General features: G+C 67.7%; 21 protein-coding genes. 9 read left to right on the top strand and 12 right to left on the bottom strand.

Features of this window, described 5'->3' with window-relative positions:
- Positions 1-346: 346 nt before the first annotated feature.
- Entirely contained in the window at positions 347-913 is a 567-nt protein-coding gene (locus tag ACZ5CW_RS28910) for a Uma2 family endonuclease (protein WP_351243598.1), read from the bottom strand.
- 722 nt (positions 914-1635) lie between these two features.
- Here ACZ5CW_RS28910 and ACZ5CW_RS28905 point away from each other — a divergent pair.
- Positions 1636-2631 (top strand): hypothetical protein, encoded by a 996-nt coding sequence (locus tag ACZ5CW_RS28905; protein WP_468606405.1) that lies wholly within the window; start codon positions 1636-1638, stop codon positions 2629-2631.
- Positions 2632-3177: 546 nt separating this feature from the next.
- Here ACZ5CW_RS28905 and ACZ5CW_RS28900 read toward each other — a convergent pair.
- Positions 3178-3765: a TetR/AcrR family transcriptional regulator gene (locus ACZ5CW_RS28900; protein ID WP_468606403.1), complete on the bottom strand. Its 588-nt coding sequence runs from the start codon at positions 3763-3765 to the stop codon at positions 3178-3180.
- A gap of 129 nt (positions 3766-3894) precedes the next feature.
- Here ACZ5CW_RS28900 and ACZ5CW_RS28895 point away from each other — a divergent pair, with 129 nt between their 5' ends.
- Positions 3895-4917 carry a hypothetical protein gene (locus ACZ5CW_RS28895; protein ID WP_468606401.1) on the top strand — a complete coding sequence of 341 codons (1023 nt, stop codon included), beginning with the start codon at positions 3895-3897 and terminating at the stop codon, positions 4915-4917.
- Positions 4918-5003: 86 nt separating this feature from the next.
- Here the strand turns inward: ACZ5CW_RS28895 and ACZ5CW_RS28890 are convergent, their stop codons facing one another.
- From ACZ5CW_RS28890 to ACZ5CW_RS28855, 8 genes are all read right to left on the bottom strand, one after another.
- Positions 5004-5933, bottom strand: coding sequence for an NmrA family NAD(P)-binding protein (locus ACZ5CW_RS28890; RefSeq protein WP_468606399.1), 930 nt, complete (start codon positions 5931-5933; stop codon positions 5004-5006).
- 335 nt (positions 5934-6268) lie between these two features.
- Positions 6269-7099 carry an alpha/beta fold hydrolase gene (locus ACZ5CW_RS28885; protein WP_468606397.1) on the bottom strand — a complete coding sequence of 277 codons (831 nt, stop codon included), beginning with the start codon at positions 7097-7099 and terminating at the stop codon, positions 6269-6271.
- 403 nt (positions 7100-7502) lie between these two features.
- Entirely contained in the window at positions 7503-8948 is a 1446-nt protein-coding gene (locus tag ACZ5CW_RS28880; RefSeq protein ID WP_468606395.1) for a Dyp-type peroxidase, read from the bottom strand.
- A gap of 57 nt (positions 8949-9005) precedes the next feature.
- On the bottom strand, positions 9006-9590 hold the full coding sequence (locus ACZ5CW_RS28875; RefSeq protein WP_468606393.1) for a hypothetical protein: 585 nt from the start codon (positions 9588-9590) through the stop codon (positions 9006-9008).
- A gap of 164 nt (positions 9591-9754) precedes the next feature.
- Positions 9755-10876, bottom strand: a complete 1122-nt coding sequence (locus ACZ5CW_RS28870) for a catalase family protein (protein WP_468606391.1) — start codon at positions 10874-10876, stop codon at positions 9755-9757.
- Between the two features lie 1048 nt (positions 10877-11924).
- On the bottom strand, positions 11925-12383 hold the full coding sequence (locus tag ACZ5CW_RS28865; protein WP_468606389.1) for an SRPBCC family protein: 459 nt from the start codon (positions 12381-12383) through the stop codon (positions 11925-11927).
- Between the two features lie 100 nt (positions 12384-12483).
- On the bottom strand, positions 12484-12798 hold the full coding sequence (locus tag ACZ5CW_RS28860) for a hypothetical protein (RefSeq protein ID WP_468606387.1): 315 nt from the start codon (positions 12796-12798) through the stop codon (positions 12484-12486).
- A gap of 128 nt (positions 12799-12926) precedes the next feature.
- Positions 12927-13289, bottom strand: coding sequence for an ester cyclase (locus tag ACZ5CW_RS28855; protein WP_468606385.1), 363 nt, complete (start codon positions 13287-13289; stop codon positions 12927-12929).
- A gap of 193 nt (positions 13290-13482) precedes the next feature.
- On the opposite strand from ACZ5CW_RS28855, the gene ACZ5CW_RS28850 reads away from it, so the two are divergent.
- Positions 13483-13770, top strand: a complete 288-nt coding sequence (locus ACZ5CW_RS28850; RefSeq protein WP_468606628.1) for a SpoIIE family protein phosphatase — start codon at positions 13483-13485, stop codon at positions 13768-13770.
- Positions 13771-14212: 442 nt separating this feature from the next.
- On the top strand, positions 14213-14602 hold the full coding sequence (locus tag ACZ5CW_RS28845; RefSeq protein WP_468606383.1) for a nuclear transport factor 2 family protein: 390 nt from the start codon (positions 14213-14215) through the stop codon (positions 14600-14602).
- 270 nt (positions 14603-14872) lie between these two features.
- Here the strand turns inward: ACZ5CW_RS28845 and ACZ5CW_RS28840 are convergent, their stop codons facing one another.
- Positions 14873-15427, bottom strand: coding sequence for a peptide deformylase (locus ACZ5CW_RS28840; protein WP_468606381.1), 555 nt, complete (start codon positions 15425-15427; stop codon positions 14873-14875).
- 1 nt (position 15428) lies between these two features.
- Entirely contained in the window at positions 15429-16415 is a 987-nt protein-coding gene (locus tag ACZ5CW_RS28835; protein ID WP_468606379.1) for a helix-turn-helix domain-containing protein, read from the bottom strand.
- A 147-nt stretch (positions 16416-16562) separates the two neighbouring features.
- Here ACZ5CW_RS28835 and ACZ5CW_RS28830 point away from each other — a divergent pair, with 147 nt between their 5' ends.
- Genes ACZ5CW_RS28830 through ACZ5CW_RS28810 form a run of 5 tightly spaced genes read left to right on the top strand, consistent with a single transcriptional unit; the run spans position 16563 to position 21091 of the window.
- Positions 16563-17723, top strand: a complete 1161-nt coding sequence (locus ACZ5CW_RS28830) for a glycosyltransferase (RefSeq protein WP_468606377.1) — start codon at positions 16563-16565, stop codon at positions 17721-17723.
- The gene (locus ACZ5CW_RS28825) at positions 17720-18424 is read left to right on the top strand and encodes a hypothetical protein (protein WP_468606375.1); all 705 of its coding nucleotides are present in this window, start codon (positions 17720-17722) and stop codon (positions 18422-18424) included. Before ACZ5CW_RS28830 ends, ACZ5CW_RS28825 begins: the two co-directional genes overlap by 4 nt.
- The gene (locus ACZ5CW_RS28820) at positions 18421-19650 is read left to right on the top strand and encodes a glycosyltransferase family protein (protein ID WP_468606373.1); all 1230 of its coding nucleotides are present in this window, start codon (positions 18421-18423) and stop codon (positions 19648-19650) included. Before ACZ5CW_RS28825 ends, ACZ5CW_RS28820 begins: the two co-directional genes overlap by 4 nt.
- A complete protein-coding gene (locus ACZ5CW_RS28815; protein ID WP_468606371.1) occupies positions 19650-20516 on the top strand; it encodes a glycosyltransferase family 2 protein in 867 nt (288 codons plus the stop codon). Before ACZ5CW_RS28820 ends, ACZ5CW_RS28815 begins: the two co-directional genes overlap by 1 nt.
- A 50-nt stretch (positions 20517-20566) precedes the next feature.
- Entirely contained in the window at positions 20567-21091 is a 525-nt protein-coding gene (locus ACZ5CW_RS28810; RefSeq protein ID WP_468606369.1) for a P-loop nucleotide/nucleoside kinase family protein, read from the top strand.
- The last annotated feature ends 9 nt before the right edge of the window (positions 21092-21100 follow it).

The raw sequence follows: 21100 nt of genomic DNA, 5'->3' as shown, positions 1-21100 counted from the left end.
GGGCTCGACTGCTCCGTCGCGGTGCTGCACCTGCGGGTGCGGGATGTCCCCGACGCGTCGGCTTGCAGGTGCACACTCCTCTGTCGACGTAGGCGGTCCTAGGACAGTGTGGGCCCAATGGGCGGTCACGTTCGGCCGAGTGAATGCCTTTGCAGAGTCCCCGCCTCGATACCCGCTTTAGGAGTGGGATCGGATCCTTGCCGGGGAGTGCCCGGCGCTGCCGCGCGGTGCTGTTTCCCCAGGTCAGAACCGTGCGGCGAGCCACTTGATCCGGCTCATGCCGCCCTGTATCGGATCGTCCGCTCACGCATCGCTCACGCGCTGCCGACTGCTGAGCAGCGCCAGGTCAGACCTGCCCCAGGTCGATCTCCACCGGGAAGGGCGCCGCTGCCTTGAGGACGCCGGTGAAGACGTCTCCGTCCCGGTAGGTCTTCGTCGCGGGGTCGAGAACGTAGGTGTACACGAGGGGAACGCCGGTCGCGGCCTGTTCGATCCGCCAGTAGAAGGCGATGCCTGCCTTGGCGTACTGGTCGACCTTCACGATCCGGTCGGTGGTCTCCGATCCTGGCGACACTACCTCCGCGACCAGCAGCACGTGCTCAGGGCGGGTGGGGGTGATGTCGATCGTGTCCGCGCGGTAGACGACGACGTCCGGGCGGCGATTGGTGAGCGGGACGTCCTGAAGCCGGACGTCAAAGTCGGTGTCGGCGTTCCACTCCGAGCCCGCGGCGGCATCCAGAGCGTTGGCCAGAATGCGGGCCAGCCGGTTGTGCCGCTTGGACGCACTCGGGCTCACGACGACCATCCCGTCCACGATCTCGATGCCGGCGCACTGCTCCTCGGACCAGGAGTCGTACTCCTCCGCCGTGATCTGCTCATGCATCCACGCCGGGGCCACCATCTCGGCTGTCATGAAGCACCTCCCGGACACTGTGCTGCGGGCCCGATCCCGCTGGATTCAGCGTACTGTCTGCCATCCGCCCGGCATGCTGATCCCGCTCACGCCCCTCCCCGTCGGCCGGCGTCCGACCAGCGATCCCACAACAAGTGATGAACAGGCGCCGGCCTGCGGAACGTCTCGGTCGGTAGCAGCCCCTCCGTCGAGGGACCGTACGGGGCGTTCACCTCGCTGCTCCGGACCGGGACCGGCACCCTGCTGACCGCTGGGGTGCGGGGATCACGCCCGTGCGAGCCATGCTGGAGGAGGCGCCCGGCGGCGGCGTCTGCTGTGCCGGGTGGGCAGCGGCGCCGACGCCGTGCAACTGAACGAGGTGCGCCACCTGGTCGCGCTACGGGGCGGAGCTGCACCTGCTCACCGGCGTTACCGGCGAGGGCGGCACTGCGCCGTTCGGCCCGGGCAGCCGGTACCGGCTGGTCCCCGACATCACCGAACACGACGTGTACGTCTATGCCCCGCCCGCCCGCCATGACCAGGGCCGTGCCCGCCGGCCTACGAAACTTGCGGGTCCTGCGCGACAGGCGCACGCCGAGGAGTTCGGTCTGGCCTGAATCGGAAAGCGGCCCGACGTTCGCGGCCCTGGGTTATTAGGCGCAAGGGGCTTGAAAGTGTCGCTTCATCCAATTTCCGGATGGGGAGACATGCGCTCGTTGACCAGTCAACGGCGAGGAGGCTGCGTGTCGCGGAGACAGGACACAGAGAGGATCTTCAAAGAGCTCGAAGAGATACGGGAGGCGCTCAACGATCCGACCATCGGGCTCGGTGCTTTCCATCAAGATCAGGACCAACTGCGCCGCAAGATCCTGGAGAACGTCCAGCAGGGCACGGCCGGACTGCGCGAAGAGAACCGGGAGTTGCGCCGCCGCCAGGAGCGGATGCTGAGCGATCTCGGCGACACCCGCACTGCGGTCGAAGCGCTCCGTCGCGAGATTGCGCAAGCATGGGCGCACACGTTGGGTGTGCCACGCCCAGTAACTCCTGATGACCGGATCCGGATTGTGCTTCCAGAGCATGAGCCACAGCCTTTGGGGGCCAGCAGCGACAACGAGGAGCCTCACAGGTGGGGGGAAGAAGAGGTGGCCGAGGTGACAGACGCGGACCCTGCTGACGAAGGAAGCGCCAGGCACGACGATCAGTCGGGAACGAACGACCCACCTGCAGAGGCGTTGCCGGTGCCTGAACCGGACGTGGCGTCAGCCGATGCGAATGAGGGGGCGCCAACCGGACACGACGAAACGGCATCGGACATCGAACTGAGGGAGTCCCGGCGTGCGGAGGAGCGTGGTAAGCACCTTCGTGGCCTACTGACGGCCGCGGCCATTTCCTCGGTCCGACTGATCTGCCACAAAGATACGTGGGCATTCCTGCTGGAGCAGACCTCTCGGCACCAGCACTTTCGCCTGCCGGACCGCGTCACCGACCTCGAAGACGGGCGAATCGAGACGTTCGTCTCCGGTCGCTCCCTGCTCGCGGTTCTGGTCACCACCCGGGAAATTCTCGATGATCACGGGCCCGATACCGACATGGTGACGTGGGCCCTGGCAAGCGCGGTGTACTCGCGAACTCACTTGGCTATCGAGAACGCCACGGTGAATCGACCCGATGACAGTGAGGTCACGACCATCGTTCTGGACGACCGTCCAGGACGCCCGGTGCAAGGCAGCGCTGCGTGATCTCCTTGAGCCCGACCGTCGGTTCGTGCCCCTGAAGCACTGCGGCGTTCACTCAGAGGGCGATGTCAGCAGCGATGGGTGAACTCGGTAAGTGACCGCCTGGTGGCGCCCCCTGGAACTGGTTCGCTCGGTCTGCAGGGGGCGCACGTATCCGTGTTCTTCGAGCAGCCCGAGCACTGAGCTGACGGCAGAGACGGTCTTGAACCGGCGGGAGACGGTAACGACGTCCTTGTACGGGGCATTGAAGTGGCGGACGATTGAAACCAGGGGTTTCGGCTCGATCCCTCGGCGGCTGGTTGTGCACCAGCATCGTTGAGGGAAGGGGGCCGCACTGTGCGAGGTAGAGGCGACTGCCGTCAAATGGTGCCGCCAAAACGGCCCGGACCACGATCGGTCCGGGCCGTTTTGCCTAGTGCCCCCGGCAGGATTCGAACCTGCGACACCCGCTTTAGGAGTTCGATCCGAGCGCAGTCCCGGTGCTGCCGACGACTGATGCGATGCCCGGACGCAGCCGCTGGTGTACACCCCCGCCCGACGTCGTTGATGTCAGCAGTGGATGTCAGACACGTGGTCTTGCGGGGCGGGTGACAGCGCGGCGCGGGCGGCGGAGAGCACCCGCCCGGACAGCGGGGAGTTCTTGGTGGCGCGGGCCAGGAGAAGGGCGCCGAGCATGGTGCACAGCCGGGCGATGCCGTCCTCGTCGTCGGTGGCGAGCCACTGGGTGAAGTCCTCTACCCCTTCGGCGTAGGCGCGGTGCGCTCCGTGGTCGCCACTGTCCCGGGCCATGTCGGTGGCGAGCGCGGCGACGGGGCAGCCCGAGGCGGGGTTGTCCCGGTGCCGGACGGACAGGTACCCGTCGATCAGGGACTGCTGGGCCTCGACACGGTGCCCCTCGTGCTCTTCGAGTGTGGTGGCGTGGAACTCGGCCAGTTCGCCGAACGCGTGGGTGACCGCCTCGTCGATCAGGGCCTCCTTGGAGGCGAACTGCTTGTAGAAGCCGCCGTGCGTCAGGCCGGCCGCCTTCATCAGATCCGCGACGCTCACGCCCGTGCCCTGCTCGCGGAACAGCTGCGAGGCCCGTTCCACGACCCGCTGGCGGTTCGCCTGTGCCTGCGCCTGTGAGACGCGACCCATAGGGCACCTCCCTTTTGGATGCTGGACGGCATCTATCGTACGGTTGCTGTTTAGATTACTAACATCATCTATTTGTGGGTGCCCCCCTCCCCTCGTCCCAGGGCGCGCCCCCTTTCCGGGAGACACTTCATGGCCACTCGCCTCGGCCCGGCCGCCGAAGCCGACCTGACCACCGCCACCTCCTCCTCGGCAACCGCGCCACCGGTCCGGCTCTGGCTCCAGCCGACCGTGATCGCCCTGGTCGTCGTGGCGGCCTTCATCGGCTGCTACGTCGGTCTGCAGCGCAACCCCCAGCCGCACCGGGTGCCGGTGGCTGTCGCCGGCCAGGAGCTTTCGGGCGAGATGAGCCAGGTCCTTGGTGACAGCGTCGATGTCCATCCTGTCGCCGACGCCGCCACCGGGCGCGCTGAGGTTGAGCGCCGCGATGTCGTGGCCGCGCTCAGCGGCCGCGCGGCCTCCGACCGGTTGCGCCTGGAGGTCGGCGGAGCCAACGGGCAGTCGACCACGACGGCCGTCAAGAGCCTGATCGGCGCCTATGCCCATGGGTCGGGCCAGCGCCTGACCACGGTGGATGTCGTCCCGTTCGCTCGTTTCGACTCGCGTGGACTGGCCGGCTTCTACCTGGCGTTCGGCGTCACACTGGCCGGCTTCGTCCTCGCCCAGAACGTTCTGGGTCTCGCGAACCATCTGCACCTGCACCACCGGTTCTGGCTGCTGTCCGGCGCCTCTGCGGCCATCGGCATCGTCGCCACCGTCATCGCCGGCCCCATCCTCGGGGCGGTGCCCGCGCCGGTGATGCCGCTGGCCTTCGCCCTGACCCTGCTTGCCGCGGCAGCCGCGTTCACCACCAAGCTGCTGGGCACCTACCTCGGCCCGGTCGGCGTGCCCGTCGCCACTCTTTTGCTGCTCACGGTCGGCAATTCCACCAGCGGAGCGGCCATCGGCCCGGACCTCCTGCCCTCCGCCGCACACGCCGTCTCCGCCCTGCTGCCGCCGGGTGCGGCCGTTCGCGCCGTGACCGACCTGAGCTACTTCCACGGCGCGCAGGCGGTGCAACCCTTGGCCACCCTCGCGCTGTGGGCGCTGATCGCCGCCATGCTGGTGGGCCTGCGTCCCCGCCTGAGGCGGCGGCGCACGCGGGTTGCCACCTGACCCCACGGTCGGGGTGAAGGTCGTGCCGCAGGCATGGCACTACGGGCCCCCAGGGTCCTTCGCTTTTCTCAGGGCGGCTGTCGGCGTTAGCGAGTGAACAGCTCGGGGTTCTTGCGGACGAAGTCGGCTACTCCTCCGGCGGACCGCCCGGTGACCTCTGCCATGCCTTCTGCCTGGCGGTCATAGCGGCCGTCCAGGTGCAGGCGAGCCATGGTGGAGATGTGCTGACGTACATGGGCCGGCAGTTCCAGCGCTGCGAGATCGTTGTCCAGCCATTCCTGCAACGGGACGGCGGTGTAGTCGACCGTGTGGTGCAAAGCATCGGAAATCTCCGCGGCCAGGCCGGCAACGTCCTGTGATCGGGGGCCGGTCAGCTCGTAGCTCCGGCCGATGTGACCGGCCGGATCGGCCAAGATCTCCTCGACAACCGCGGCAACGTCATCGGCCGCGATCGGGGAGGTTCGCGCCTCCCCGAAGGGCCACCTGATCACGCCGTCCGTGGCGATCGAGGAAAACACGGTCTGGAAGAGCGGGTTCTCCATGAAGACGGTGGGCCTGACCTGGACCACGGGCAGGCCTGACCAGTCGAGAACCTGCTCGACCAGCCACTGCTGTCGATGCTGGTGCGACTCGGAGCCGCTGGTGGCGTCCATCTCGGAGACGGTCAGCTGCGACATGTTCACGAACACCTCCAGCCTTCCGTAGGCGCGCGCGACCGCCGCCGTGGTCACGGCAGCCAGCAGATACTGGTCTGACACGGCCATGCCGAAATACATCCGACCGCAGCCGTCGAGGGCGTCGGCAACATCACGAGCACACGTCAGATCTCCGACCACGACCTCGGCGCCCGTCGCGCGCAGCGCCTGGGCACGGTCGTCATCACGGCGCACCAGAGCACGGACCTGGAGACCCCGGCGCCGCAGACCCTGGACCACGGTTCTGCCGACAGCCCCGACGCTGCCCGCAGCACCGGTCACCAGAATGGGCCGCATGCCTGCTTCCGGGCTGTAGTCCATGTCGGCAGACTGCGGCCCGCATGGCCAGGACGCAACCGGGGGGCGTTCTCCCGACCTTCGGGGCCGGAACGGTGGCCGAAGTGACTACCGCCCGCGTGCGGAGCTGGCGCGGCAAGCTCTTGGCGGCCGGGGCCACAGCAGCTCTCGCACCGCGCTGATCCGTCAGGGAAGCGCTCATTGCGAGGTGAGGACCGGACCTGCCTGAACGTGTGGTGTCCGTCGCTGAATGAGACGGAAACGAGACGGCCGGACGTCCGCCGGACCAGGTGCGCTCCCCCATGCGAGCTACGGGTACGCCGGGGAACGGGCCGGACGCTGAGGCCAGCCCGTCGGGGTCAGGAACGGATGAACGCGAGGATGTCCGGGTTGAGGACCTCCGGGTGCGTCGACAGCATCCCGTGCGGATAGCCCTCGTAGGACTTGAGGGTCCCGTTCTTCAGGAGCTTGACCGTCAGGGGTGCCGAGTCGTCGTACGGGACGACCTGGTCGTCGGTTCCGTGCGCGACGAGGACGGGCACCCTGATCTGCTGCAAGTCCTCGGTGAAGTCGGTCTCGGAGAACGCGGCAACGCACTCATAGTGCGCGTTCGCCGCGCCCATCATGCCCTGGCGCCACCAGTTGTCGATCAAACCCTGCGACACCTGCGCTCCGGGACGGTTGAAGCCGTAGAACGGCCCCGAGGGAATATCGATGAACGACTGAGCCCGGTTGCCGGCAACGCCCTCACGGAAGCCGTCGAAGACCTCCATCGGCAGACCGCCCGGGTTGGCCTCCGTCTTCAGCATCAGCGGTGGCACCGCGCCCACCAGGACCGCCTTTGAGACACGGCCGGGCTTAGCGCGGGCGACGTAGCGGGCCACCTCGCCACCGCCGGTGGAGTGGCCGATGTGCACGGCGCCCCGCAGGTCGAGTGCGTCGGTCAGGGCGGTCACGTCCGCGGCGTAGGTGTCCATATCGTGGCCGGTCGCGGTCTGGGTGGAGCGTCCGTGGCCACGGCGGTCGTGGGCGATGACTCGGTAGTCCTGCGCCAGGAAGAACAACATCTGGTTGTCCCAGTCGTCGGCGCTCAGCGGCCACCCGTGGTGGAAGACGATCGGCTCCCCATCCCGAGGACCCCAGTCCTTGTAGAAGATCGTGGTGCCGTCGTCGGTCGTGACTGTACCCATCGCAGGTCCTCCGCTCGTCCGAGCGCACCCCCAGCTACAGAGCAATGGGTGCGGGGCACGCGGGACTTCACGCCCAGCGGGCGCGGTCCGGATGTATGGCCCACATTACGCGCTGCCCCTGCGGGCCACATCCGCAGCTTGTCGGCGTCCGCCAAGTCTCAGAGATGGCATCAAGCTCGCCCGCCCGTCGTGGTGGCTCGTGGCCCTGCTCCTGGGATCGGTCTCTAACTTGTTGATGGTCAGGCCACGAGCAGAAGCGCCGCTCCCGGCATCGGGGCCGGCCGTACCCTCGCCCACCGCGGGCACCTCCCGTCCTCAGCGGGCCAGGTCCGCGCGCCCTGACCCAGATCGGTGCAACTCGGGGTTCGTGAAGCTTGCGGTCGTCAGGGGGTCGCGACGGCTTTCAGGATGGTTCGGCTCGTTCATCAGCGTGGCCGCCGGATTGGCGGAGCTCCCCGATCCATCTCAAGGCGGACAGGGAGGGCATGAAGAAGTATTCGCCGCCGCGCAGCACGTTGAATGTCTGGATGCCGTGGATGCGACGCCGCACCGGATGTTGCGGGATGGTGAACGTCGCCCCGTCCTCCTGCAGCCCGACGTTCGGATCGCGTTCGTCGCCCAGGTCCATGAAGTTGCCGTTGTTGATCCACTCCTGCTGCAGGAACTCCATCGTGGCCATTGCCTTGGCGCTGAGGAAGATGAAGTAGGTGCCGCGTGCTACCTCGTCGTCCTGCTCCGAGGTCGCGTCAGGGTCGTAGGGTGCCCCGTAGGTCGTGCTGCGCCGGATGATCCGGTGAACGTTCACGTCGGCGAGTAGGGCCATCTTGGTGTCGCGCGGGTTCATGCGCCGCATGTGTGAGCCGAGCGGCACCTGCCGGCCGTGCGGATCCGCGGCGTAGGTGAAGTCGTTGTTCCGGCGCGCGTCCGCGCCGAGCGCTGGGTCGTCCTGCGTCGGGGCGAGCGTCAAGGGCGCGCCGCTGCGCCAGCGGCCCACCAGCTTCGCGGCGAGCAGTTCCCGCTCCTGCTCGGTCTGCGCGTGCTCGCGCAGGAACCGGTTGAACGTCCCGACGCGGGCCTGGTAGTTGCGCAGCCCGACGAAGGTGCCGTTGCGGCCCAGCACGTCCGGGCGGGGCATCGGCAGCGGCACGCCGGCCTCGCCGGGGTAGCCGAGGATGAATTCGCCAGCCTTGATCGGTGGTCCCTGGCCGGGCAACGAGTCGACGCCGCAGCCCTCGATGGCCGGCTGGCCGATCGAATCTTTGTAGCCCAGCGGATTGAGGTCTCCTGGCTGGGCGCCGAAGTCCTGCAACAGCATTACGGTGACGCCGGAGAACCCCTGATACTGCTGGCCCGCGGTCTCCATCGCGCGGCGCCACTTGTCTTCCGTGTCGCTGAAGATGCTGACCGCGATGTGGATCTCCCCGGTGCCGAAGGGCCTTTCCCAGTTCGTCGGGTCGTTGGGTCCGTAGTCCCGGAGCTTGTCGGCGCGTGCGGCCATCCCCACGCGGAATGCTTCGGGGAAGGACCGGAAAGAATCCTCCGGCAGGCCTAGAGTCACCAGCCCGGTGGAGCTGATGGCGATTGAGGTCCAGACGTCGCCGGCCTGCCACCAGTCGGCGGCGGAGTCGACATAGGGTGTCAGCCGCTGCACGAATTCGCGGCCGGCCTGGGCATCCTCCACGTGGAGCATGACGTGCGTGCCGTAGTAGGGCTCGGGCCGGTAGCGCAGCACCGTCGCCTGGATGTCGTCGAGCTCCACGGTGACGGGGGCACGCGGAAGGTCGCCTCCGAGGCGATCGACGAGCGGCATGGCGTTCTCCCCACAAGAAACCGAGACGAGCCGGCTCACGGGGACACTCTCGCCGGGTGGCACGGCCGCACCCCGCAGACTGTCCGGGTGGCTGGACTAGTCGCTGATCTTGTCCAGGAATTCTTCCAGCGCGTGGCCGACGCGGTTCAGCCGCCTGGTCTCCGCCACCGTCAGATCTGGATTCGCGACGTACCAGCCATCGGCCGGGATCTGGTACTTCGCGATCCAGTCCTTCACCGACGGGCTGCGCGTTCCCGGCCATCCCACGCAATTGCACATAAACAGATCCAGTTCGTCCGGGATCTTCGTTGCGAAGTCGTCGATGTAGGGGTCCCACTCATCGTCGTAGGCGGTGCAGAAGAGCAGCTTCGTGTCGTTGTCAAGGAATACGAAGCGCATATCGTGGACGGTGCCAACCCTGTCTGTGTCATCGAAGTTTCCGTCCCGCAGCTGCAGGAAGGCGCGCAGTCGCTCCGCTCCACCTTCCACGAACGGAGCGATCAGGGTGAGCTCCGAGACCCTGCCCTGACGGCTGCCGACCCGGCCAGCGGATTCCATCCGCGTTCGCGGCTTCCCCACAAACGACGTCGCGCCTTTTTGGAGTACGTTCTCCAACGCCTGCTTTCCCACCTCCGGCGCGTCGGCGTAGAGCTCTCGCAGCTTCTGGATGTTCTGCTCCACGGCCTGATCGGGTTCCGGTGCGGTCGCTGTCCCTTCTTGCATTGTCATAGCTGTCCTGTCCTTTCGATCCGGTTCGATTCCTGCGCCCGGATAATGGCCGCACGGCCCACGGATGCGCCGCGGACCGGGTGGCTACCGCCCGAGCCGGGCCCGTGGGCCTCTGATCACGGCAACACCGAATCGGCACTGGTCGGCTCGGTTTGCGGCTGGTGGTTGAGCGTCCGGCGGACCTTGGCCGACGCCGTGTAGATCCGTCGCACGTTCATGATTTCGCCCAGCGGGCGGTGAGCGGACGTGACACGCCACTGATTGAACGCGAGCGCGTCACCCTTCTCGAAGTTCTCGGGTCCCGAGATGTCCTGGCGCGGTAGATGCACGCGTCCCACGGTGACAAAGGGAGACAACTTTTCGGGCCATTCCACGGTCAGGACGTTCACTGGCATCGCCGCGAGGTCCGTGCACAGCTGGACCTGAAGATCGAAATCGAATGGTCTCGCCTGTAGCTCGTCCGCCAGCGTCGGATAAAACACGTCCGGGCCAATCGTGAGGTCGAGATCACGATGGATCACGTGCGTGGCGCTCTCCGCGGCCGGCGCGACACGTATCTTGGCGATGTAGTCCCCATGACGTACCGCGCCCATGCTCCAGAACGTGGTGAGCAGCGGATTGCGCACATGCGTCTGCGTTACCAGTCTCACGATCGCGAATAGCTCGTCCCATGCCCACTCTTGCTGGTGCAGCTGGCCCTTGCCCGTGAGCACATCCGCCAGCAGCTCGTGGAGACCCGCCTTGCCGCGCGTCAGGTAGTCCTGCGCGTTGTTCGCGATGTCCTCGATGAACAGGTAGTGTTTCGCTGTATTGCTGATGAAGATGGGATTATTTTTGAGCACGAGGTCGAAGGTGGTCGAGTCCGGCTCGTCTTCGACGAGTTTTGGTCCGTCGATATCGAATATTTTGATCGCGAAGCCAAGGCCGGGTCCGAGTTGTGCGTCCGTGCCCAGGTGGGTGGACGTGCTGGAGAAGCGAATCAGTGCGCCGTGGTGGCCCGGCTTGGCATAGATGCCCTGCGCATACGCCGCCGGCACATCAGCCAAGATCTCGACTTCTGCCTTGACCAGGCCGAATGACTTCGCGTGCGCGCCGCGGACGGCCCGCCCGGTGCCCTCGGTACTCGGCGATTCACGGCCCTTTTTCTCCCAGAAATCGATGATCTGTGCCAGCAGCTCGTCGAGATGGGGATCGATGGTCTCGATCTCAGGGGTATAACGAACGAACTCGGATGACATTTGTCGCTCCTCCAAGTCGGTCTCGCTTGTCCCGTTCGTTCAATGCTTGTGGTTCTGTTGTACTCCCGAGCAATATTTGGCGGCCAAGTACAGCCTTTGAGTACTGCTGGACTCGATGGTCCCGAGTGTGCCCGGCACTGTCGGCGACTGGCGGAGGTTGCCGCTGTTGATCCACTCTTGTCCGAGAACTATCCATCGCCTCGGCACTAACTCTGATCATTCATGCGCCCAGCAGACGGGAGGTGACCTCGTGCAGGTGATCTTTCGCTTGCCGATGTGAGTCCGGTCCGGGTGCCTGCCAGGAGGCCCAATGTCCGAGCACGCTGGGGCCCGGTCTTGAAACGGGTCAACTGCAGACTGGGGCAGTCGCCGAAGGCGCATCACCCGACCTGAGTTGCATCATTACGGTGTAATCATCGCATGCGTTGGGCAGGAGCGCGAGCCGTTCGAGGGCGGCGGTGATCTGTGCACTGCTTCGACGTAATACACGATTCGTTCCTGCCTCGCTATCTTGAGGTGCTGGCTCGCGACGCTCGAAAGGCGGCGGAGAGGCTCGATGAACACTCGGTAGAGATCGCGGCAGGTGTTGGGTACTCGGACTTTTCTGTAGGTCACCAAAATTTGCGGCCGCTAGAGCCCAATCACTCGTACGATCTAACTCAACCATGCACGATACACATCGGCCGATTGTCCACTTCTTTGGCCATCTCGGTAGATAAATCTAGCGGTGAGATATCGAGCGCGCTCCTACCGGGTGCACCGGTGTTGGTCTCCCTGAGCGCACTGCCCGAGGAGGCCGCTGTCCGCGCCTGGATCGGCTCCGGGACCCGGCTGGTCCGCCAGGCGGCATCGCGAGCACGGCCAGATCGTCGGGCGTCAGCCGGTCGCGGTCGAGATCGCGCAGGGCGCCGTACGCCTCGGCCCAAGCATGGCGGGCCACCGCGTCTCTCGCCTGCTCGACGCAACGCCTGCGGGGTCGCGTGCTCACCGGCGATGATCTGCCGGCTCGCACCCGTACTCGAAGCAGGGCACCTCGCGCGGCAGCATCTCAGGCCGACGCAGCCGACGACACCAGCTCCTCCAACTTGTCGAGACCCTGCGTCCAGCCCTCCTCGTGAAGAGCGCGGCGCCGCTCCGTGGCGAAGCCACCCTGGATGAAATTCAAATCGGTCGCCGTACCGCCGATATCGCCAAGCGACAGCGTCACCACTGTCTCCCGGTCCTCGGGATCGGGATCCTCCCACCGGAATGTGTAGGACAGACGTTCAGGAGGCTCGACCTCTAGGAACTCGCCGACCAGGTAGAACAGGTCGCCTTGCGGAGGCTGCATCGCGATCCGATACCCACCTCCTGGCCGAAGGTCGCTTTCCACACTCGGGGTGGCGAACCCGTCAGGGCCCCACCACTTGGCCAGCCGCTCCGGTTCGGTCAAGGCCCGGAACACGACCGAGCGGGGTGCGCGGAGGACACGCTGCATACGCAAGCTCAGCCCGCCATCGTGCGTCACCAACGAACCTCCTTCGGCCGAAGGTGTCAGTGACCTTGACGGCCTGACAGAGCCGGACACCCATCGGCTCGCCCGAGAAGTCGGCGCCCCTACGGGTGGGTCAGAAGATCGGCGTCTGCGCCTGGATCTCGGTGAGACCTTCTTCCAAGGTCAGGGACGGCAGCACATGAACGCTGTTCCACTGGGAGAGACGAGACTCCATGAGGAAGCGGTCGACATTCTCGGCCTTGTCCGACTGCACGACGGCGACAACCGTGTGCTCGCGGTTGACGAAGGGACCGGCCACGATGTCGACGCCTGCCTTCTGGGCGAGGTTCGGCAGATCGGGAGCGGTCTTCAGCATCAGGTCGCGCGTTGTCGCGTTGGCGGTCGGACAGGTGTCCGGCGTGTGCGTCGCGAGCAGGACGAAATGCATCTCAGGATCCCTTCAACTCGAGGACCCTTGATCTCAGGCTAGGCGGCCCGGAGCGCTCCGGCGACCGGCGATCCCGGCCCCGGCTGCGGACGAAGCGAGTCCCGCCCGGATCGCAGCGCAGTTTTGGGCTATCCCGATGCCCCGTCGGGTGTCGGGATGACGCCGAGCTGCTGAAGGAAGCCGAGGAGATCCTTGTCCGACCACTTCTCGGCGAGCTTGCCGTTCTCGATGCGGTGCGTGACCGTCGCGGTCATCGTGATCGGCCTGCCGGTGGTGGGGATGCCGGGGAGGTCCCCCGCGTGCACGCCCCGGGCCGTCAGCCGGGTTACGACCTTGTCGCCCTCCGCGATCTGGTCCTCGATCTCGTGGGTTCCGGGTGTGGCCTCCCAGAACAGACGGAACGCCTGCTTGAGTCCCTCGCGACCGGGTGCGAACCCTGGAAACGGCGGTGGCGAGTGGTCTTGGTAGTCCTCGGCCACGAGCTCGTCCATGGCTTCCAGGCTTCGAGCCGCCCGCCGAGGCCGGCGAACGTTTCGCCACCACTCTGCTGCTGGAACTCCCTGACGACGACCCCATCACCCGCATGATCAGCTGCGGACACCCCCCTCCCTTGCTGCTCAGCCCCGGTAACGCCCTGACCGTCCCCAGCCTGCACCCCGCGCCACGGGACCGGATGCATACGCCATCGACGCGGTTTCCTTCGAGCCCGGCGACACCCTCCTGCTCTACACGGACGGCGTCATCGAAGCCCGTGACGCCACCGGCCGCTTCTACCCGTTCGAGGCACGGACCGCCCAGTGGAACAAGGCCGACCCCGCATCACTGCTCCACCACATCCAACGCGATCTGCTCGCCCATACCGGCGGACGCCTTGACGACGACGCGGCTCTCGTCGCGCTCCACCGCGAGCCCGACAGCCACCGCCGCCACGAGCGCGTCATTCACTCAAGCGGGTTCGGCCACACCTCCTGAACCAGAAGTGAGGGCAGGGCGGGTGCCGGGCAGCCGGCCGCCTGGCAACCGCAGGGAAGATGACAGGAACGGCTCATGAGTATCGAGGCGCACTGGATGTACCGGGTGGAGGAGCCGCACGGCTCCGAAGGCTGGCAGGGGACCGTCACCACCGACGACCCGAAGGAGGACGCCGAATACGTCGCCGCCCTCGTCGTCACCGAACGCGGACGACCAAGGCAACTGCCAACGCCGGCGCAGCGCGGGCGGCCGCCTCACTCATCCATGTCCTCATGGGCTTCCGCGCTGTCGCTTCTCGCTCGCGTGGCTTTGTTCACGAGTCCCGTTCTCGTGACAGAGCCACGCGCGATATCGGCCTGGCTCGCAGCTCGCACCCTGAGGGACCAGCATGAAAAGGGAGAAGGTAGACCCGACTGGCTTCCAGAGGACGGGAGCGGCTCCGATGGCCACCGACAACCGGAAACTGATCCAGGGGGCGTACGACGCCTTCGGTGCCGGCGACATCCCCGCGGTGCTTCAGGCTTTCGCCAAGGACATCACCTGGCACGTTCCGGGCCGCAGCCCGCTCTCCGGCGACTATCGCGGGCACCAGGAACTCGTCGGATTCTTCGGGCGGGTCATGGAGCTGTCCGAGGGCTCGTTCCGCATCCTGATCGACGACGTACTCACGGACGCATCGCGGGTCGTGGTCCTGTGCACGGTCAGCGCGGAGCGCAACGGTCGGGCCTGGACCTCGCCTGAAGTGCACGTCTGGGAGATCGCCGACGGCAGGGCCGTTGCTTTCCGCGAGTTCCAGGGGGACCAGCAGACAGAGGACGAGTTCTGGACATGACCAGCGGTAGACCGCGTCCGGGCGTCGTCGGCACGCATGACGACTGCGACGATGCCCGTGCCCTTTCGCGTGGCGCCTGGCCAGGCTCTCTCGGCATCCCGACGATCTTCCGTCCATGGCCCATGGCCATGGACGATGCATGCCGCCCCCGGAAAGCTGATCCGGGCTGCCATTGCAAGGTAGTCCGAGCGGGCACCATGGGCCGTCGGCAAGGGCTGTCCCAGGGAGTCCGCACTACCGTCGACCGCCGAATGGTCCGCCGGTGATGGCCTACTCGTAGGCCCACGCACGGCCGGTCTGCCGGTATTCCTCCACAGGGATTGGGGAGACTCCGGTTCGCATGCGGGCGGTGTACAGCAGGCCGTCGAGGTGGTCGATCTCGTGGTGGATGAGGCGGGCGAGGCCACGTTCGTAGACGGCGGTGGCGGCCTCGCCGGTCAGCGCCGTGGTCTCCACCGTGATCTTCAGCGGGCGGGGGACGAGCCCGCGGACGTCGAAGAAGCTGAGGCACCCCTCGTATTGCTCGTCCGTCTCCTCGGAGCGGTCGGTGATCCGGGGGTTGAGCAGGATGACGGCCGGGGCGTCGTCAGGAGGCAGGACGACCGCGGCTGCGCGGGCGATGCCGATCTGTGGGGCGGCGATGCCCATGCCCTTGGCGAAGGGATGGACCTGGCCGATGCGCTCGATGGCGGCGAACAGTTCGTCCACGATGCGTTCGGCCTCGTCTCGCTCGGCGGGCAGGTCGAAGGCTCGGGCCGGTTCGGTGAGGATGCCGGTGCCGTGCTGGACGACGCCGAGGTCTCGCATGCGCTGGCTTGGCCGCACGTCAATCACCTGAACTCCCTTGATCCCATTCGCTGTCGGGCCTTGCCCTGAACCGCCATTCCAGACGGTACCGAGCGTGCAGGGCGGGTGTGGCCGTGATCCATGTGAATTGCCGTAGTCCGGCGTCGTCGCTGCGGACGGGTGGGGTGCGCAGGGGGGAGGCTTCGGCGGTCATGGAGGTCTCGGTGCCCCATACGACGGGGTCCAGGTCTGCGGGGAAGACGAGCTGGACTTCGAGTTGTTCGGTGGGTAGACGTACGGCTCGCTGGAACCAGTTGCCCCACTTGTTGTCGCCGACGGTGTATGCGTACTCGATCCATACAGATTCGCCGGGGTAGAGCGGGAAGCGACCGTGTTCGTTGTCGAACAACAGCCAGACTTCCTTGAAGGCGTCGCGGTCGTGTTTGGCCTGCCAGCGCATCGTCTCGCCCCGGCAGGTGGCGGTGAGGGCGAGTTCGTCCCAGGTCAGGGGGTGGGCTCGGTGGTGGGCGTTGGACCGCTCGGGGTCGCCGGGGTAGCGGTCGACGCTGATGCGGATCAGGTAGCGGGTGACTGGTTCGGTGCCGGTGTTCCGCAGCAGGCGGCGCATGGTGAGCCGGTAGTCGCGGCCGTCGTACTTCAGGCAGGCGGCGTCGTGTTCGACGACGAGGGCGGAGCCGGTGGCGTAAGGCTGCTCGGGCCTGCGCGGGGCCGGCGGGGCCGCCGGCGGGCGCTTGGCCCGTGTCTCGCGGGCTTTGGCCTGCTCATAGTCGCACCAGCGTCGCCAGATCGCCTTGCCGGCGTTCAGGGCCTCGTCGGCGAGGCGGGCGAAGTCCTCGCTGGGCTTGTGACGGCCGGATTCCATGTGGCTGACGTAGGACGGGTCGAAGCCCATGGCCTGCGCGAGCGCCCGCTTGGACATGCCTCTCACTTCCCGCCAGCGTGCCAGCTCGGCCGCGAAGTCCTCGGCCGCCTGCTCGACGGTGATCTCCTCGCCCTGCGCGTCCATCGAAGTCCCGCCCCGCGTCATCTTCAGTGACCATGAATGAACCGTGAGTGATCCCAGTTCATCATCCCGTCACGGCTCACGTCGCGGCTTTCCTTCCCTCACCGACCCGGATCGACCCGTCCGGGCAGATGAGGGAGGCGACGCTCCATGCGCATGCTGTACCTGCTGAACATCTCCAACCCCGACCGGCTGTCAGCGGATTCGGGGTGGATCTTCGCCGACCTCCTCGCACCGGCGATGGCGGACGCGGGAGCGGAGGTGACCGTGGCCGCGCCGGCGCCGGCCGGTGACGACCGCTGCGGCTTCCACCAGACCAAGGTGCCAGGGACGAAGTACCGGGCCCGGTTCTCGGCGGACATCGACGAACTGGTCGCGCTCATCCGGACTGAGCGGCCGGATGTGGTGGTTGCCAACCAGATCGAGGAGGCTCCGGCCGTCCGCACCGCCCTGCTGGAGGCTCGGTCCGAGGCTCTGCTGGCCGGGTACTGCCACTACCTGCCCTTCTCCTTCAACAACGGCGGTCAGCTCCTGCTCGACCCGTCCCTGAGCGATGCCGGTTTGGGCAGGCCGGTGCTGCTGGCGTTCGCCGCCGGCCTGGCTGCCTGTGACCGGGTACTGGTCCACTCCTCGACGGCCGCCTCCTGGGTGTCTGCCGCCGCCGCCCGGATGACGGTGGACCTGGGTGAGAAGCTGCGAGTGGTGCCTGCGCCCAGGGACGAGCGCCTGGTTTGTGATCTCGCCACAGCCCGGGCCGGTTCGGGCACCGGCGGCGCGATCGGTATCTACAACCACCGCCTGTACGCGCATTACGGCACCGAGCAGTTCGTCGGCCTGGCTCGTGAGCTGGTGGCCGCCGGAACAGTGAGGCTGCGGGTGATGGACCTGTTCGGCCAGCGTCGCACCGAGCGCACCGGCCTGGACGACAGCCCCGAGAAGATGCGCGACCAGCTCGCCGCGCTGCCGCACGTCCAGGTCGTCTCCGACCGGGGCGACCGCGTCCGCTACCGGAGTCTGCTGGCCGGTGCCCGCTTCGGCATCGCCCCGTTCAGGCCCGGCTGCCCGTGGTCGATGAGCGTGATCGACTGCCAGGGCATGGGCCTGCCCGTGATCTCGCCCCGCCTGGGCTGGCTCGCCGAGCACATCGACCCCGAGCTGTGCTTCACCACCACCGACGAGGCTGTGGCCCTGGCCGAACGCCTCGCCACGGACGACGAGTTCCACGCCGTACACGCCAAACGCGCCCACGCCTCCACCTGCGAATTCACGCCCGCTCTGGTCGCCGCCCGCTACCTGGAGGCCGTCGCGTGAGCCTGTTCGACGCAGTCTTCCTCTCGTACGACGAGCCGATGGCCGGCTCCTTGCATGCCCGGCTGCAGCGCACGCTGGGTGGCACGGTCAAGCGCCTGCACGGTGTGCACGGGATGCGCCGGGCCTACCGGCTGTGCGCAGAGCTGGTCGATCGTGAGCAGTTCTTCCTCGCCGACGGCGACTTCGCCATCGACAACGGCTTCGACGCCTCCGGCATCGAGCCGCTGGAGGAGGGGGTGTCCATGCGGGTCTGGCAGGCGGTCAACCCGGTCAACGGCCTGGCGTACGGCTACGGCGGGCTGAAGCTGATCCGCCGCAGTGCACTGCGTGCGATGGGCGAGGCCGTGGATGTGCTGGCCGCGCTGCCCGGCCGGATCGAGTTCGCCCAGCAGAGGGCGGGCATCACACGGTTCAACCAGAGCCCCTTTCACGCCTGGAAGGCGGGTTTCCGTGAGTGCGCGATGCTCGCCCGCGGCAGCGAGTACGGCATGGCGGACGACGACGCACGCCGGCGGGTGGAGGCATGGACGACCAGCCGCGACGGTGAGTTCGCCGACTACGCCGCCGCCGGGGCCCGTGAAGGCGTCGCCTTCTCCCGCGAGGCCGCCCGCGACGCGACGCAGTTCGACCATCTCAACGACCCCGCGTGGCTGCGTGAGCGATTCACCACCGCTCACGGCGACCAGGTGGTTTCCGGATGACCGGCCCGCTCGTCCTCATCGAGCCCCATGCTCACCGGCTGGGCGGCCACCCCCAGCGCACGCTGGCAGCCCTGGCCCAGGCCAGGCCCGGCAGCCTGGTCATCGCCCCGCACGGGATCGCAGCCGAGGCAGTGGCCTCCTTGCGCGAGACCGGTGCCCGGCTGGTCACCACGCCAGCCGGACGCCGGGCGGCCATGCTCCTGATCGCAGCGCGAGCGGCGGCCGGGCTGTCCGCGGCCGGCCGGCGGAGCTTGCGTCATCGCCGCTGGCCCCGCGTCCTGCGGCGGCTGCCGCACCAGGCCACACTGGTCGCCCGTTGCTTGACCGAGGCGTCCGCCCTGCGCAGTGCCCGCCATCTTCAGCCCGCCGCCGACGCCGTGGTGATCCTGACCGCGAGCGAGGCCCTGCACGGAGCCGCCGCCCTGCTCGGCGGCGCGCCGCACCTGCGGTTCATCCACGAACTGGTCACCACCGAGGACACCATCGTGCGGTGGCTGGGCCGGATCGCTCGCCGCTGTGAGCAAGAGGCGATCGCCCTGGCCCCGACCAGGGCTGTCGGCGACCAGCTCGCCGCGTCCTTCCCCCACCTGCCCGCGCTGGTGGCCGCCTTCGCGGTCGATGACGGCCGTCGCCTGAGCGACGCCGAACGCGACGGCGGGCGGGCCGCGTTCGACATTCCGGCCCCCGACGCCGTGGTCTGCCTGGTCGGCGGCTGGTGGCCCTCCAAGGACATCGACACCATCGACGCCGCCCTGGCCCGGCTGAAGGAACCGTTGCACCTGGTGGTCACCGGCCATCCCCTTGATGAGCAGGTCCTTCAGCGGTGGCGTGACCTGCCCCATCTGCGGCTGCACATCGTGCCCGGTCCGGTCACGGACAGTGTGCTGCGGCTCGTCTACGGCGCCGCCGATGCCGTCCTGGTCGCTCGGCGTCCCGGCGCGGCCAAGGAATCAGGGCTGGTGATGGACGCCGCCCGTCTCGGCGTCCCGCTGATCTTCTCCGACCACGATCCGGCTCTCACCGCCCGCCTGCGCGGGCAGCCGTGGGCCCTTCCCTTCCCCGCCGGCGATCCGGACGCCCTCGTCGGCACCCTGCACGACGTCATCCGTCAGCCGCCCGAACTGCCCGGCACCGACGCGCCCGCCCTGCTGGGCATGCGCTCGGCGGCCGAACAGGCCGACCTCCTCACCCGCACCTTCGCCTCCCTGCACACGAAGGGGTCCTGATGCTGAGCACGCCTCCCGCCCTGATCGCCGTGATCGGCCCCATCGAGCCTCCGCTGCTGGCAGCCTGGGCCCGCCACTACCGCAAGCTGGGCATCGAGCGGTTCCTGATCGCGTTTCACTTCCCCGAGCACGTCCCCGACATCCGTCGGCACGAACTCCAGGCTGCCGCCCGGGAGGCGGGCATCATCCCCGCCCACACCAGCACCGGTCCCTGGCACGAACACACCAACAGCGAACGTCGAGACGCGCTGCGTCACCGGGCCGGACCGGGCTGGCACCTGCTCGCAGACGCCGACGAGTTCCACCAGTACCCCGGCCCGCTGCACCAGGTGATTGCCCACGCAGAGAAGACAGGTCACAGCGTGGTGGGCGGGCTCATGCTCGACCGGGTTACTGCGAGCGGACGCCTGACCGGCTGGCGTCCGGAAGGCGGACTGGACCACGCCTATCCCCTCGGCGGCTACCTCACCCATCGGCTCCTGCACGCCGACCCGCGCAAGGTCGTCCTGGCCCGCCACGACATCACCGTGGCCTCCGGTAACCACCGGGCTCCAGGCCACCGCCCGGATCCGGACCGCATCTGCGCGGTGCACCACTTCAAGTGGCGCGACGGCGTGCGGCAGGACATCGAACGCCGGGCGACCCACTCGGCGGATGGGACCTGGCAGACGGCCTCCCCGGCCCGGCTCGCTGAGGCCCGTCGCCTGCTGGCCCACCTCGGCGAGCATGGGGGCGGCATCAACACCAGCGACCCGCGGTTCGCCTTCCGCCGCGTGAGCTTGGCCCGGATGCCCGCGAACTGGCACGCCGAGGCCCGTGCCATCGTCACCGCCTGGCGGCCGTACGCCTACAGCGGCCAGGATTGACCGACAATGGCCCATGTTCGCGGACAGCTCCTTGCGGAAGGGATGAGCACGTGCCCCTCGCCGTTCTCCTGGCCGGCCTGACCGGCTCCGGGAAGACCACCGTCGCTCAGGCGCTGGCAGCGCACGGCTTCACCCGGCTGTCTGTGGACGAGGAGGTACACCGCCGCCATGGCCGCTACGGCGTGGACTACCCCGAGCACACCTACTTCGAGCGGGAACGGCCCGTGGTCGAGACGATCCGCCAGCGGTTCATCAAGGAACTCCAGGCCGACCACGACCTCGTCCTGGACCACGGACTGTGGCGCCGCGCCGAGCGCGACGCCTGGCAGCAGGCCGCCCGCGAAGCGGGCGGCCACCCCGTGGTGGTCTACCTCCCGGCCGACCGGGAGGAACTGCTTCGGCGCCTCGCCGGGCGCAACCAGCGCGAAGACGCCAACGCCCTCACTGTCACCCCCGAGGCCCTCGACGACTTCTTCGCCCGGTTCGACATCCCGGGCGAGGACGAGGAAGTGATCGTCCATACCGGCAGTGTCGATGGTCTGCTGGCCAAACTCGCCAGGGAACGGCAGAGCTGAAGGTCTCGG

The sequence above is a fragment of the Streptomyces sp. NPDC031379 genome (assembly GCF_055569615.1).
The sequence above is the reverse complement of the archived record's forward strand: the minus strand, read 5'-3'. Positions and strand labels throughout refer to the sequence as shown.

Bases quoted from the DNA above. Each gene is read 5' to 3' on its own strand.
- ACZ5CW_RS28910 (WP_351243598.1), bottom strand. From the start codon at position 913: ATGACAGCCGAGATGGTGGCCCCGGCGTGGATGCATGAGCAGATCACG.
- ACZ5CW_RS28900 (WP_468606403.1), bottom strand. From the start codon at position 3,765: ATGGGTCGCGTCTCACAGGCGCAGGCACAGGCGAACCGCCAGCGGGTC.
- ACZ5CW_RS28895 (WP_468606401.1), top strand. From the start codon at position 3,895: ATGGCCACTCGCCTCGGCCCGGCCGCCGAAGCCGACCTGACCACCGCC.
- ACZ5CW_RS28890 (WP_468606399.1), bottom strand. From the start codon at position 5,933: ATGGACTACAGCCCGGAAGCAGGCATGCGGCCCATTCTGGTGACCGGT.
- ACZ5CW_RS28885 (WP_468606397.1), bottom strand. From the start codon at position 7,099: ATGGGTACAGTCACGACCGACGACGGCACCACGATCTTCTACAAGGAC.
- ACZ5CW_RS28870 (WP_468606391.1), bottom strand. From the start codon at position 10,876: ATGTCATCCGAGTTCGTTCGTTATACCCCTGAGATCGAGACCATCGAT.
- ACZ5CW_RS28860 (WP_468606387.1), bottom strand. From the start codon at position 12,798: ATGCATTTCGTCCTGCTCGCGACGCACACGCCGGACACCTGTCCGACC.
- ACZ5CW_RS28855 (WP_468606385.1), bottom strand. From the start codon at position 13,289: ATGGACGAGCTCGTGGCCGAGGACTACCAAGACCACTCGCCACCGCCG.
- ACZ5CW_RS28845 (WP_468606383.1), top strand. From the start codon at position 14,213: ATGGCCACCGACAACCGGAAACTGATCCAGGGGGCGTACGACGCCTTC.
- ACZ5CW_RS28835 (WP_468606379.1), bottom strand. From the start codon at position 16,415: ATGGACGCGCAGGGCGAGGAGATCACCGTCGAGCAGGCGGCCGAGGAC.
- ACZ5CW_RS28830 (WP_468606377.1), top strand. From the start codon at position 16,563: ATGCGCATGCTGTACCTGCTGAACATCTCCAACCCCGACCGGCTGTCA.
- ACZ5CW_RS28820 (WP_468606373.1), top strand. From the start codon at position 18,421: ATGACCGGCCCGCTCGTCCTCATCGAGCCCCATGCTCACCGGCTGGGC.
- ACZ5CW_RS28815 (WP_468606371.1), top strand. From the start codon at position 19,650: ATGCTGAGCACGCCTCCCGCCCTGATCGCCGTGATCGGCCCCATCGAG.